Raw genomic sequence first — 14,620 nt, 5'->3', positions numbered from 1 at the left:
GCAGGTTGGTTGGCGTCTATTCTAACTGCCTATCCTGTAGAGACGCGCCATGGCGCGTCTCTACATTAGCGCCCTCCCTGACAGGATACTTGAGGTTGCCATGCTCCCTGGGAATTGGCGGTTGGGACATTGGCGACGAGGGTAATGTTACCTTGTTCGTCAATAATCCAGCCTTGGGCTTCTACGATGGGTTTGGGGGAAGCGGGGGGAGTTGGGGTTGGGGTTGGCTGGGTGGCGGTGTTATTGATGGGTGTGCCTAAGTCGGCTAGCGGTTGTTCTGGGGTGAGAATATCGGTGGGGCTAGGGGGGAGTCCGTCGCGTCCAGTTACGGTAAATTCATTCTTACCGCTTCCGGTTGGGGAGCAGGTTTGGTCGAGTTGGGGGGCGGCGGTGTCGGTGGGGAGTTCGATTAGTTCCTGGCTGGGGTCGGTGGTAAGAGCTTGGATGTTAATGTTTCCTTGAGGACCCGATTCAGAACTAGCGCTAATGTCGTTAGTGCGATTGTTACGAAGAGTTTCCACAGAAAGCCGTTCTCGCCGCAGATTGAAACCAAATACACGATTGGCTTGGATGTTGATTTGTCCCCCACTTCCCTGAAAGGCGTTGGCTATGATGTCGCTATTTTCGGAAGGAACAGCAACAATAAATCCAGCATTAATATTAATGTTGCCGCCATCGCCGTTATTACCTGCTGTGGCAGATATCAGGCTGTTGTTACGCATCAACAATACATCGTTTACCTGTAGGTTAATGTTGCCACCTGTACCTGATTTGGAGCGAGCGTTAAGTTCTCCCTGGTTGTCGAGCAAGACTTGGTTGGCGGTAATTTCTATACTTCCTGCCTGTCCTGTTCCTTGAGACTGAGCAAATAGACCACTGTTTGGGCTTTGATTAGGATTAACATTGCGATTGTCGAGCGATAGCTGGAGTGTATAGCTATCCCCTGCCTTTAGAGGCTCACCTTCGATGGTGCGATTGTTAGCTTCCGAATTGAATCTGCCAACACCGAGGATGTAGGTAGCAGGCGTTGCAAACGTATAACTGATATACGATTCAAGCCCACTGCTACTGCCACCTCCACCCGATGAGGTTAAAGAATCATCATTTTCTGCTAGCAAATTTCTTGACTCGTCGAAGAGGAACAGTTCAGTATCAACGCTAGTGTTGTCAATATCGAAAATCCCCCGACTCCCTGGTGTTTTAACTTCAAGGGAGTAGTAGTCGAAGGTGCCGTCACCAGTGCCAGAGATAGAGATGTGGGGAATATCCTTAGAGAATTCAATGTCATCATTATCTTGCAGCGAGAAGTTGTCCAATGGGATAACTTGGGCTTTATCAATTGAATCATTACCCTCTTGTTCGCCAACCGTACCGCGACCTTTTGCGGTTATATTGTCGCCAATCTCCTTAAAGTTAGGATTACTGCCGGAGAGGAGGACGCTTTGAGCGGCATTAACCGTAATATTACCAGCGTCTCCACTGCTGAAGGCAGAGGTGATGAGTTGTCCGCCATTCATCACTTCCAGTTGATTGACATTAACGGTTATACTGCCACCAGTAGATATGCTGTTCGTTCGAGAACTTAAGAAGCCCCCGTTAGATACGCGCAAGATATCCAACGGATCGTTTGGCAGTCCCCTAACGGAAATACTACCGCCCTCACCGCTATTTGCAGTTTCAGTAGAGGTTAACAATCCGCTCGATAGTCCAAATTGACTCGTGCCGGAGATTTCCACCTTATCTGAGGCACTGATTTGGATATCGCCAGCATTTCCTTGTCCGCGAGTTTGCGCTTCGAGTCGAGAACCTCCTGTCAGTGAAACCGCTCCTGCTGTAATGTTGATGCTGCCACCAGACCCAGTTGCGCCTAATTCTACAGTGGTGCTAATGTTGCTGCTGTTCGCGATCGCAACGGAACCGCTTATTGCCCTTATAGTTACGCTGCCTCCTTTTCCCTGACCGAAAGTACTAGCATTGATTTGAGCGTTATCAGTTAAGTTAACTGACTCAGTGTTAGCGGTAATGTCTATGTTACCGCCAACGCCAGAACCGTTATTTATAGCTTCTATAGAAGCCTTATCGCTTAAAGAGACTGACCCAGCTTCAATCCGAATATTGTCACCATCACCACTTGCCCCTTTTTGCACAGATGTTGAAATTCGGCTGTTCTCTAAAGAAACGGAACCCCCGTTCAGTGCTTGCACTACAACGCTTCCAGCATTTCCGCTACCATTGGTTTGAGCTTCTAAGGTGGCTCCCTCTGTTAAGCGGACAGAGTTACCTGCTGCGATCGCAATATTACCACCGTTGCCTACTCTACGCGACGAAGAAGCGGAAATGCTACTCCCCTTAAGCAAGACAGAACCCGCTGCATTAATGGTAATATTTCCAGCATTCCCACCGCTAGTGTTGTCGTCGTCAATATCGAAAATCCCTCGACTCCCTGGTGTTTTAACTTCAAAGGAGTAGTAGTCAAACGTATTATCTCCAGTACCATCAATGGATACATGGGGAATTGTATCAGATGACTCAACATTTGGATTCTCTTGGAGTAAAAAGGATGAATCTAGTTTCTGTGCTTCTTGGATAGAGTTATTTGGCTCACTTTCTGTTAAACTGCCGCCTGAACCTTGAGCATGATTTTCAATCGAAACCTGGAGAGTATACTTTGAATTTCCTGTGAGTGGAGTACCTGATATTGGCATTTCTCCCCCTTGCGTGCCCTCTGATGGAAATTGTCCCACTCCAATAATATATTCTCCATTTTGATTGAAGGTGTAATCAATATAAGAGTCTAAACCGCTAGTGCTTCCCCCTTCACCTAATGCCGTCGAAGAATCATCATTTTCCGTCAGTAAGTTACCCTTGCTGTCGAATAGGAAAAGTTCACTATCAAGGGCGTTATCGATAGATTCCTCTATAGAGGAATCTATCGATTTGTTGAGTGTAATATCGCCGCGAGAGTCGATCCATATTGAGCCGCTATTCCCTGAAGAACTACTGGTACTAATTGAATCAACGGTAATATTTCCAGGTAAGGTATTGGGGTTGTACTGATTAGTTAATAAGACGAGACCATCGGACTCGTTGATATTAATATTGCCAATGTTAATATCCGCGCTTGTCCCAGTTCCGTTAATACCTGGAGGATTATTAACGTTAACATTGTCAGGATTTCCAGGAGTCCCAAACGCAATTGTTCCCGCGCGAATATCCAGCGTCGGTTCATTCTTACCATCAACTTCCACAGTTGTCCCATCAGAGAGAGTAACTGTCTCTACAATTCCATTCTCAGCGTCCACATCATTAATCGTGATATTATCTTCAACCGTGACGCTACCACCCGCAAAAATATGTAAGGAAGCCCCCTCATAACTATCAAAACTAACATCCCCACTCGCCCGAATCACCGGATCATTAGGACTTGACAAATTCCCCAGACTACTATCCAACTGCTCAATCCGAAAACTCCCCCCACTCCAGTAATGAGCATCGCCACCTACAGGATTAGCGGAACGCAGCACCATATCCCCACCGGAAAACAACCCACTATCGGGATGATTCAAGGCAAAAATATCAACTGTCTCATTCCCCTGCACAATCAATTCACCACTCGCCTTAGCAATGAACGGATTACTCACACTATCTCGAATCTCTACCGTATCCGTTGCCAACAGGGTTAAATCCCTCCCCGCTTCTAGCTGACCCGATAACCTGAGACGATTCCCGACTAAAGTAAGATCTTGCCCTACCCTTAAATTTCCCTGATTAATAATCTCAGCTTGAGGCTGACTCGCTCCATACTGCAACCCCGGAGTAACATTCATCGTCAACAACGGCGGCGCTTCGGGATTCGTCGCACTAAAACTACTCCCATCCGAGAAATTAAACCCATTTCCCGTCGAAGCCACAAACGAACCCGCCACATCCAGCCGCGCATTCGGTCCAAACACAATCCCATTGGGATTAACTAAAAATAAATTCGCATTTCCCAATACCCCCAACGTTCCGAAAATATCCGAACCATTCCCCCCTGTCACCCGGCTCAGGATAGTCTCAATCCCGCCAGGATTAGCAAAATAAACCTGTTGTCCGTCTAATACGTTAAACTCAGTAAAGCTGTGGAACAAATTGACCCCTCGCGCTGCTCCACCCTCAATCCGATCAAACTCTACACTTTCGATAAAGCGAGATCCTTCACTCCCCAAGGTAGCATCTGGGATAATCTGAGCCGACACTGGGTTGAAAAAGATACCAACGCCCAGCTTAATCACTAACCCACTAACCAAACACAACCGCATACTCATCATATTTACGTTCATCAGAGCCATAAACTTACTTATTAGTAAACAATCAACCTATCTGTTCTGTAGTGATAGAACTGGATAATTGAGGCTATCAGCATCCGCCTCAAATCGGTATGGCACTCCTGATGATCCTGAACTTGTCTGCATTAACGCCGTGAATGTATTAGGTTATAAACATTTAGTAGGTATCCATGCACCCGTTGTTCTTAATTTTTCCTTCTTGCTGTCCCCAAGCAGCTAACTTGGGTGTGAAATTTTCCTCGCTTTCAACTCATTATAATCATTCTTTTCCAGATATAGGGACATTCCCGATTTCCATGGGTAGAGACGCGCCATGCCGTCTCTCTACATCAATGATCTGTCTAACCGCCTTGGCGGTTGCTATACCCTGGAACCATGACGCTGTACCCAGGAACCATACTGGGGCGCAAGCCTTGCATACTGGGGCGCACGTCGGTGCGCCCCTACGGTGATCACCGTTCATTGATCTAATACCTCTAGTACCGCCTTGGGTGATAATTTATCTTTAAACCAAATAATTTGAGCAGGTACACGTTCAAGCTTAACCCCAGCTTTATCCAAATTGAGTCGCTCAGAAATTGCCAAAATTAAATTATCACAAGCCGCCCGCCGAACTTGAGAAAATTTCTTTTGCAGATAGTCGGGACGCCAAAACCCAACAATTTCTAATAACATATCTCGCCCATCGGGATGCACCAACCGAAAATCCGGAATCATCACACCCCCCGGAATCGGAACCAAATCTACTTCTCGTTCCAGTATCCACTCTGTTTTCAGCGAGTCCCAACGGTTGGCAAAGGATGCCTCAATCATACTGTCGTAAGGCTTACCAGGGGGATAATGAGTCACCAACCCACACTTATCATTGAGGCAAAATCGTCCAGTTTTCCACGTTCCCGTGTAGGGATCACGCATCTGTAACGTGGCTTTGAGACTCCAACGGGTAACATGGAGTAGAGCCGGAATTAGTTTCGCGATCGCGAGTCCATAGCGGGTACTGGTTTTAAATAAACTGGCAGGTCCATCTATAGTAATCGTAAACCCGTGATCGGCATCGCCTTCGATATAGGTCATTAAGCCAAATAACTTTAAATAACGAAACAGTAATTTATATTCCCCCGGTACATTCCGATGAGCATTGAGAATCATCTCAGAGGCTTTGTAGAAAATCCCTTGGACTTGAGATAAGTTGTAACGATGCAGCAAGGCTTCCGGCGCGGGATCATCAAACTGGGTGAGAATCCGATTTTCCGGCAAATCCGCATAAAGCCCCGTGCGAATTTGCGACGGTAGCACCTCTTGGTGTAATTCTTGAGTAAGCGTACTACTGAGGGTTTCTAGCGTAGCTTCCGTAGCAGCGCGACAGGGGAGGGATTGAGCAGATAGGGTAAAAACCCGTTGTCGCAGTTCTTTCGGTTCTAGGGGACTAACAATTTCAAAGGTGCTGAAATTATTTTTGAGCAGATGTGCTAGTCCCCGTTTAAGGCGATAATCAGGACTATCTCCTTCTAATTCAGAAAGCTGGCTATTGAGTTCACCTTGGGTATGACCCACCGCCTCCCGGAAACAGGTGATTAAATCCGTGGCGATATCACAGGTTCGTGGGTTAATCGGCAACCGCTTGGGGATGATTTCTTCTCCATTTTGTCGATAAATTAGCAGTGGTGTGGGTAACATGAGCTATTTGTCTTATGTCAGTGGTCATTAGTCTTATGTCTTATGTCATTGATTATTAGTCACCACTTCACTATCCGTTACATAATTTCAAGACTAAACTATGAGTACAACATTATCGATGAGGCAGACACCTGCCCATACTATCTACAGAGTGCTAGAGTGCAGACCTGATAGCTATAGAGATTGGTTAAATCAAGGGCATGGATTGCGCGATGAGGGGCGCTATGAAGATGCCCTGACCAGCTATAATCGGGCTTTAGACTACAAGCCCCATGATTTTTGGGCGCTGTACTGGCGAGCCGATGTTTTAGATGCATTGGGACATTACTCGGAAGCGTTAAGCAGTTATGACCAAGCGTTAGCCGAAAAGCCCACCGATTACTGGAGTTGGTGTCAACGCGCCCAGGTACTGCGAGAATTACAACGCTACGAAGACGCGATCGCCAGTTACGATCACGCCCTGGATACTCGACCCGATGACTATTGGGCTTGGTACAATCGGGGACGGGTCGCCCTAGAAGATTTGGATTGGTACAAGGAAGCGATTACCTCCTTTGAGGAAGCCCTGAAGCTTCGACCAACCGATTACTGGAGTTGGTATCGCTTAGGTGACGCCCAGCGGCATTTGGCACGGTATGGAGAGGCAATTACCAGCTACGAAAAAGCCTTAGAAACTCGACCTGATGATTATTGGGCGTGGTATCGACGGGGAGATTCCCTGCGCCGATGGGGACGCTTAGAAGACGCCTTGGCTAGCTATGATCGGGCGTTGGACATCAAACCCACTGACCCCTGGAGTTGGTATCAGCGAGGGGAACTGCTGCGAAAACTGGCTCGATATGCCGAAGCCGTGGCGAGTTATGACCAAGCATTAGCCTCAGATCCAGAAGACGAATACGCCTGGTACAACCAAGCCTGTTGCTATGCCTTACTGGGAAATCAGGAGAGTGCGATCGCGAGTTTACAAGCAGCGATTCGCTTAAATCCGAGTGAATATCTCACCTTAGCCCAAACTGACTCAGATTTTGACAATCTACGGGGAAATGAGTCCTTTGAAGCTTTGCTCAAGGGATGAGGGATGAAAGCGTTTTTGTAGGGGCGGGTTTCACGATTATCGTTTTTTTGCCGCCCTGATGTGACTAAACCCGCCCCACCCGAAGTTTTGAGGGTTGAGAGATATAAAGAATTCGGCTCTCATTTTTCTGTCCTCAGATGAAAGATAAGGAATAGGGATGAAAGGTGAAAGTCAATTCATGAGTCAACCTTGAGACTTTTCTATTCTGGGCAAGAAAGATTTCCCAAGCCAATTTTTTATGATAGTCTAGTGTAGTCTAGTCCTTCTATGTGCCCAGCGATCTCTCACGCTTGGGTTTCCTCAACTCTGGAAGACTATTGCATCTCTACATACTTCCCCTATTAGGGGCGGGTTTAGTACAGTTGTCGGTTTTTTCCAAAACGTTATCGGTAAAACCCGCCCCTACAGACCTAACTATAAATGTAGAGACGTAGCAGGCTACGTCTCCACACCATGGATAATGGGTTTGCTTCAATTGACACCAATAACAGTTATGTACCCTTACCCGTTCAAGTTCTTGTCCACAACAACCCTAAAGTAAAGGGTGTTGCGGCAAAAACTGGGAACAGTTACTCAAAAACAGGTGCGGCTTCCTTCACTTCACGCGGCGCATTGGGAAACTTCTTAAAGTTTTCCACAAATCGTTTCGCCAAATCCTTCGCTTGTGTCTCGTAGGCTTGGGGATCACTCCAGGTATTTTGGGGATTGAGAATGCTGCTGTCAACACCGGGAACTGATTTTGGCACTAAGATTTTGAAGATGGGATGGTGATAGTATTGTACCTGTTCCAACTCCCCACTCAACGCCGCTGCAACCATGGCGCGACTGTCTTGAATCCGGATACGTGTGCCAACGCCGTAAGGTCCACCTGTCCACCCAGTATTCACTAAATAGACATTGGCATCATATTTAACCAGTCGTTCAAATAACATCTCGCCGTAGACAGTTGGCGATAGGGGAAGGAACGGTTGACCGAAACAAGCAGAAAAGGTGGCTTGAGGTTCAGTAATTCCCCGTTCTGTACCCGCGAGTTTGCTGGTGTAACCCGACATGAAGTGGAAAATTGCCTGATTATTGGTCAGCTTAGTAATCGGTGGTAATACACCAAAGGCATCTGCGGTGAGGAAAATAACGGTTCCGGGATGACCGCCAATACCCGGAATGACACAATTAGGAATATAATCGACCGGATAAGCGACTCGTGTATTTTCCGTGAGGCGACCATCATCATAATTAGGAATGCGGGTTGCTGGGTCGAGAATCACGTTTTCCATCATTGACCCGAAGCGAATCGCTGACCAAATCTGGGGTTCATTCGTCCGCGACAGCCGAATGGTTTTGGCGTAACAACCTCCTTCAAAGTTGAAGATACCCCGTTCTGACCATCCATGTTCGTCATCCCCAATTAGATGCCGTGTCGGATCAGCGGATAAGGTGGTTTTCCCTGTCCCTGAAAGCCCAAAGAATAACGCGGTGTTCCCTTTTTTGTCCATATTGGCGGAACAATGCATAGGCAGAACATCGCGCTTGGTCATCAGATAATTCATGAATGAGAATGCCGATTTTTTGATTTCACCGGCATAGCGCGAACCGCCAATCAAAACCAGCCGTTTGGCAAAGCTGACGACAATAAAGGCTTCACTATGGATACCATTAATCTCGGGGTCTCCCTGTAAACCAGGAATTGCAATGATGGTTAATTCGCGGTTATGGGAAGTCAGTTCCTCTGGAGTTGGGCGGAGGAACATTTGATGAGCAAACAAATTTTGCGAGGCGAGTTCGTTAATAACTCGTACACCCAGGCGATATTGCGGATCAACGCCGACATATCCATCAAAGATAAACAGATCCCTGCCTTGCAAATAAGCCAACATCTGTTTATAAAGTAAGTCAAATTTTTCCTGTGATATGGGAACATTGACTTTATTCCAGTTCACTTCCTCATGCAGCCCCGGCTCATCAACGATGAATTTATCCGCCGGAGAACGTCCGGTGTATTTGCCTGTTTCTACACAAAGAGCGCCATTGGCAGCGAGAACGCCTTCATGCCGTTTTAGGGCTTCTTCAATAAGCTGGGGAACCGGGAGATTGTGATACAGATGACCAAGGTTCCGTAATCCCAGAGATTCTAGTCCATAACTCTCATCATTCATCTGAGGATTGACTTCAGATAATGTCTGATAGACGTGGTTCAAGGTTTTAAGTTCGGATTCCAATTCGTAAGTATTTTCGTTCATATCAGCACCTTCTACACTCTATAAGCGTGAACTTGCGTTTGCCATAAGAAATATTTCCTAGGTTTATTTGTATCAGAAAAATCGTGTTGTATTTTACGAATTCACAATTATTTAAATTAGTTAATATTTTTTCTTTATTTTTTGTAAATAAAAATGAGCATCAGTATTCTTGTTGCTTAAACCATAAAATTTGTCAAGCTTAAATGGGGCAAATGTCAACGTTTAATGACAATTAAGCTTGGCTAATTATCGGGAATATATTATGCTGACAACAAGTATAATGCACTATTGTCGGAACAGATCAATGTTCCTCGGTTTATCATGGTTGATAAACTTAACGGCAACAACGCTATCGCCACTGAACAAAGGCTCGATCCAAAATCCTGCCAAATGGTAACATTCGCTACTTATACCGCCCTTTTATGACGAGGGGTGGGTTTTGTTGAGAGGTTATCGGTAGGATTCCAATATTAAACGGGCTAAACCCGCCCCTACAATTGATTATCTAAAGATACAAATAGATTCTGGCTCTACAGGACACTTTAATTCAGCAAGTGGATTACCCATTAGGGATAGTCCAGAAAGATTGTTCAGTCCAGATAGGGAACTTACATCTGTTATTTGATTATTCCGGAGATTGAGGTAAGAAAGATTGGTGAGTTCGGCGATGGGGCTGATGTCTGTTATTTGATTATCACGGAGATTGAGGGAAGAGAGATTGGTAAATCTAGAGAGGGAATCTATATCTGTTATTTGATTACCACTGAGGTTGAGTTGAGAAAGATTGGTGAGTCCGGAGGGGAAATTTAGATCAGTTATTTGATTCTCACTGAGGTCAAGTACAGAAAGATTAGCAAGTCCGGAAAGAGAGCTTAGATCTCTTATTTGATTATCCCAGAGGTAGAGTTCAGAAAGATTGGTGAGTCGGGAGAGAGGACTTATATCTCTTATTTGATTCTCACTGAGATCAAGTTCAGCAAGATTGGCAAGTCGGGAGAAAGGGCTTATATCTGTTATTTTATTACCCCTGAGATCGAGTTCAGCAAGATTGGTAAGTCCGGCGAGGGGGCGTAGATCTCTTATTTGATTCTCACTGAGGTCGAGTTCAGCAAGATTGGTGAGTCTGGAGAGGGGGCTGATGTTTGTTATTTTATTGAAACTAAGGTCAAGTTCAGCAAGATTGGTGAGTCCGGCGAGAGGGCTTATGTCGGTTATTTGATTCTCACTGAGGTCGAGTTTAGCAAGATTGGTGAGTCCGGAGAGGGGGCTGATATCTCTAATTTGATTGCTACCGAGGTCAAGTTCAGCAAGATTGGTGAGTTCCGAGAGAGGGCTGATATCTCTGATTTGATTACTACCGAGGTCAAGTTCAGCAAGATTGTTAAGTCCGGAGAGGGGGCTGATATCTGTTATTTTATTACTGCCGAGATTGAGATCATAAATTATCGCGATTTCTTGAGCGGCTTGCTGACAATCATTAGTTTCGACATACCGGAGCAAAGTCTGAACAGTATGTTTAGCGCCTCTTGAGAGCTTCTCTTGATTGAGACACCAATCCATAAAGGTTCTAAATTCATTAGTTGATTGAGATAGCGCCGCCTGTCTAAAAGTAGGAAATGAGAAAGGATTTAAACTGATAGCTAATCCTAAAGCCAGCAATTGCGATAATTTTTTGATCATTTCCTTCATACTATTTTACTCGGTCATTTTATGTCGGTTAATCAGCAAAATGAGTGATCAACTTCATCCCTGATTATAACGATCCTAAGTAGTTGTACATAATGAAACTTGAAGGTTGAGATTAAGGAACAGGGCAGGGTAAACAAGGAACAGTAAGGATTTGACGGTTGTCAACCTTTCTGAGTACAGCAGAGAGAATTTATGTCCAAGGACTTATACCAAGTTGCAGTCTAATGTAGAACTTTCTTTTTCTCCCTATCTCCCCCTCACCCTCTCACCCTCTCACCCCATCTACTCTATCTGCTATCTTTGAACGCAACGTCGGTATCACTCATTCCCCTACCAAGTCGGTTTCAAGACTTCCCGTGAAAAGTCAGCTAGGGGAAAGGGCGATCGCACGATAAACTCTCTGGGAGGATGGATTGCACTCCCGCCTTTTTCGTCAAGATTAATGTAGCGAAAGAAAAATACCGCCAAATAATCGATTAAACTGGCAAAGAACCTACTCTTGTGTCTATCGCCCTCTCTGATGAGCCGAAGTTTTCCCCTCTCTAAACTCTCCCGGACATTTTCTTGGGCATTACTGATCGCGATCGCGATCGCAGTACTGTTAAGACTCGTCAACTTAAGTAGCCGAGAATTTTGGTACGACGAGGTGTTGTCCCTGCTGCTGTCTACAGGTCAAAAAACGTCCTATTCCACGCCGAAGGAGTTGCCTGTTACCTTAGCCGAGTATACAGCGTTACTAAGTTTACCCGTAGAAAACGGTATCGGTGCTATCCCAGCCACTCTAAAAAAGTTGCTCCAAGGATTAGCTGGTGAACCCCATCCGCCTCTATTTTTTCTGGGTCAACATCTTTGGTTACGACTGTTCGGTAATGGGGTAGCCGCGACACGCAGTTTGAACGTTCTGTTCAGTATCGGTGCAATCGGTAGCGCTTACGGTTTAGGTCGTCGTTTGCTGGGTCATCAAGGTGGTTTGCTATTGGCGGCTCTTTTAGGCACTAATGCTTATTATCTCTTTCACTCGCTCAATGTCCGCATGTATGGTCCACTATTGTTGTGGGTGATTCTTAGTGCTTGGGCGGCGCTGGAATTGATTGAACCCAAAAGGCTAACGGTTCCCGATAAAGAATACAAGGATGATGAGGGATCAAGTTTCTATACTAAACTCTTATGGAATCTAGTCTTCATTGGTTCCATTACCGCCGGGTTTCTCACCTTTTATTACTTTGCCTTTTTTATCGTCGCTCTAGCTGTCTTAGTCTTATGGTTAGATCGGCAACATTGGTGGCAACATGGACTACGATTTGCGGCGGGGATCATATTAATGATTCCTTGGGTATTATGGGGAACCCGACAACAGCTACGGAATGCTGATTTAGAGCGGTTTGGCGGGACTCAAACCTGGATAGAAACGGTAGGAAAACACCTCGAAGGAGTGACGCAAACCCTAGGCATTCATTTAGTGTTGGGGGATTGGGTGACCAGTTTGCCCCTGGTCAGTGCTACCATCGCTGGGATAGGCGCGATCGCACTCCTGGTTGTCTGTAGTATCAGACTGTGGCGTCAGCATCACTACACGGTTTTGGGTGTGGCGTTACTGTTGGGGATTTTTCCCCTTGTCCTGGCGTTAATGGTGGATATTGTCAAGGGTCAGTTTACCGTTGGCTTTGGCTGGGGGCGATCGATGATCTTTATTTTACCCGGATGCTTGCTCTTAATCGCCGCCTGGATTGAGCGGACAATGGGAAAATGGCGACCCCTCGCTGCTGCGATAGTGTTAGGGTTCTATCTAGTGATCAGTATCGGGGATTTCACATTACGCGATCGCCGAATGTTCCATCAAATCGCTGACTTCATCGAGCAAGAACCCACCACTCCTACCTTAATCGCCATGAATTCCCAGGCTTGGGGTCACGTCCTCCGTTTAGCCTATTATATTCCCCCCGATTTGCCCGTAACCTTACTGGCGCAATCCCCCGCGAAACTGGCTCCAGCATTAGAGACAACCTTGGATACTCAAACGGGCAACTTTCCGCGTGTACTCTGGTTAGATAGCGGCGATCCCGTTTGGTCAGAACCTGAAACCCAGGCAGAAAAACTCCAGTTTCAACAAAACATCCAAACCACTTTAACCTCTGAATATGAGTTGGTCAAAACCCAGCCACTGGTGGGAACAATGGATATAGACCAATTCACGGTTCACCTCTATCAACGTTCTCAATCAGTCGGTGAGAACGATGAACGTTAACGGCTTTGATCGTCTTATGTCTTATGTCTTATGTCATTTGTTATACTCGCTCCTGAAAAGAAGCAAGCTACCTCATACTCGCTTCACCAAATGCAATCAAGCTGCTTAAATCAAACCTAAAAAACAGCTAATGAATGTCAATCCCCCGAATTCCCTGATCCCTGTTCCGTCCGGTTCCTTTGTGGTTCCGGATATAACCACTGTCTTAGGGACAACCGAAGCACCTCCCCTGCGATTTTCTCTGATTATCCCCACGTTTAAAGAAGCCAAGAATATTCCCCAGATTGTCGAACAATTGAGCCGATTACTCGATTCACAATTGGCGGGGGAGTATGAACTGATTATCGTGGATGACAATAGTCCGGACGACACCTGGAAAGTGGCACAGGAACTCACGGCGGATTATCCGCAGCTACGAGTGATGCGGCGGATTGAGGAACGGGGACTGTCTACCGCCGTGATCCGAGGGTGGCAAGTGGCGCGGGGAGAGGTTTTGGGTGTGATTGATGCCGATCTCCAGCATCCCCCAAAACTGTTATGGCAGCTATGGAGTGAGATCCAACGCGGTGCTGATTTAGCCGTTGCTAGCCGCCATGTTGAAGGCGGTGGTGTGAGTGATTGGAGTTTTATCCGCCGACTTTTATCCCGTGGCGCTCAGACGATTGGCTTAATTCTTTTACCGGGGGTCATTGGGCGTGTTTCTGACCCCATGAGTGGTTATTTTATGGTGCGCCGCCAATGTTTAATTGGTCGCCCTCTGAATCCTCTGGGGTACAAAATTTTAATTGAAGTCTTGGGTCGGGGGAAAGTCTCTTGGATTGGAGAAGTCGGTTATGTGTTTCAAGAGCGTCAAGCGGGTGAAAGTAAGGTGACATGGAAACAGTATGTCGAGTATTTGCAACACTTACTGCGCTTGCGTTTATCCCTAGGACACATTGGTCGATTCATTCGCTTCGGTGTAGTCGGCTTCAGTGGCGTGTTTGTGGATATGACGATTTTTTATCTGCTGCGAGAGCATGTAGAGTTGGGACTAACCCGCAGTGCGATTCTGTCAACCGAAGTCGCGATTGTCAACAATTTCTTGTGGAATGATTTATGGACGTTTAGCGATATTTCTCAACATCAACGGGGATGGCGTAAGCGGTTAAAACGATTTTTGAAGTTCAATGTGATCTGTTTAGTTGGACTCATTCTCAATGTTTTGCTGGTGAATTTATTGTTTAATGTCTTTGGCATCAATGAATATGTGGCTAAGTTAATGGCGATCGCGGCGGTTACGGCATGGAATTTTTGGCTTAATCTCAAGCTGAGTTGGCGTGTCACCGATGTGCGACGATAATTGCGGCATTTCAAAGCGTGCGATCGCAGA

General features: G+C 46.1%; 8 protein-coding genes. 3 read left to right on the top strand and 5 right to left on the bottom strand.

Translation table 11 applies throughout. From position 1 onward, the window contains the following. Positions 1-65: 65 nt before the first annotated feature. Together RID53_RS10660 and RID53_RS10655 are read right to left on the bottom strand one after the other, a co-directional pair. Positions 66-4,331, bottom strand: a complete 4,266-nt coding sequence (locus tag RID53_RS10660) for a two-partner secretion domain-containing protein (protein ID WP_446388078.1) — start codon at positions 4,329-4,331, stop codon at positions 66-68. Between the two features lie 456 nt (positions 4,332-4,787). Further along, positions 4,788-6,005 carry a DUF790 family protein gene (locus RID53_RS10655; protein WP_446388077.1) on the bottom strand — a complete coding sequence of 406 codons (1,218 nt, stop codon included), beginning with the start codon at positions 6,003-6,005 and terminating at the stop codon, positions 4,788-4,790. A gap of 100 nt (positions 6,006-6,105) precedes the next feature. Here RID53_RS10655 and RID53_RS10650 point away from each other — a divergent pair, with 100 nt between their 5' ends. Beyond that, positions 6,106-7,080, top strand: coding sequence for a tetratricopeptide repeat protein (locus RID53_RS10650; protein ID WP_446388076.1), 975 nt, complete (start codon positions 6,106-6,108; stop codon positions 7,078-7,080). A 569-nt stretch (positions 7,081-7,649) separates the two neighbouring features. Here the strand turns inward: RID53_RS10650 and pckA are convergent. The 3 genes from pckA to RID53_RS10635 form a co-directional block, all read right to left on the bottom strand. Further along, positions 7,650-9,317, bottom strand: coding sequence for a phosphoenolpyruvate carboxykinase (ATP) (pckA, locus tag RID53_RS10645; protein WP_446388075.1), 1,668 nt, complete (start codon positions 9,315-9,317; stop codon positions 7,650-7,652). Between the two features lie 501 nt (positions 9,318-9,818). Further along, a complete protein-coding gene (locus tag RID53_RS10640) occupies positions 9,819-11,006 on the bottom strand; it encodes a leucine-rich repeat domain-containing protein (protein WP_446388074.1) in 1,188 nt (395 codons plus the stop codon). A gap of 330 nt (positions 11,007-11,336) precedes the next feature. Then, a complete protein-coding gene (locus RID53_RS10635) occupies positions 11,337-11,474 on the bottom strand; it encodes a hypothetical protein (protein WP_446388073.1) in 138 nt (45 codons plus the stop codon). 52 nt (positions 11,475-11,526) lie between these two features. Between RID53_RS10635 and RID53_RS10630 the strand changes: the two genes are divergently transcribed. Together RID53_RS10630 and RID53_RS10625 are read left to right on the top strand one after the other, a co-directional pair. Next, entirely contained in the window at positions 11,527-13,251 is a 1,725-nt protein-coding gene (locus tag RID53_RS10630) for a glycosyltransferase family 39 protein (RefSeq protein ID WP_446388072.1), read from the top strand. Between the two features lie 130 nt (positions 13,252-13,381). Beyond that, positions 13,382-14,590: a glycosyltransferase gene (locus tag RID53_RS10625; RefSeq protein WP_446388071.1), complete on the top strand. Its 1,209-nt coding sequence runs from the start codon at positions 13,382-13,384 to the stop codon at positions 14,588-14,590. Positions 14,591-14,620: the final 30 nt, after the last annotated feature.

Origin of the sequence: Coleofasciculus sp. B1-GNL1-01 (assembly GCF_040220235.1) — a bacterium.
Lineage (GTDB): Bacteria > Cyanobacteriota > Cyanobacteriia > Cyanobacteriales > Coleofasciculaceae > Coleofasciculus.
Note: the sequence above shows the minus strand (reverse complement) of the source record. Positions and strands in the feature narration are given on the sequence as shown.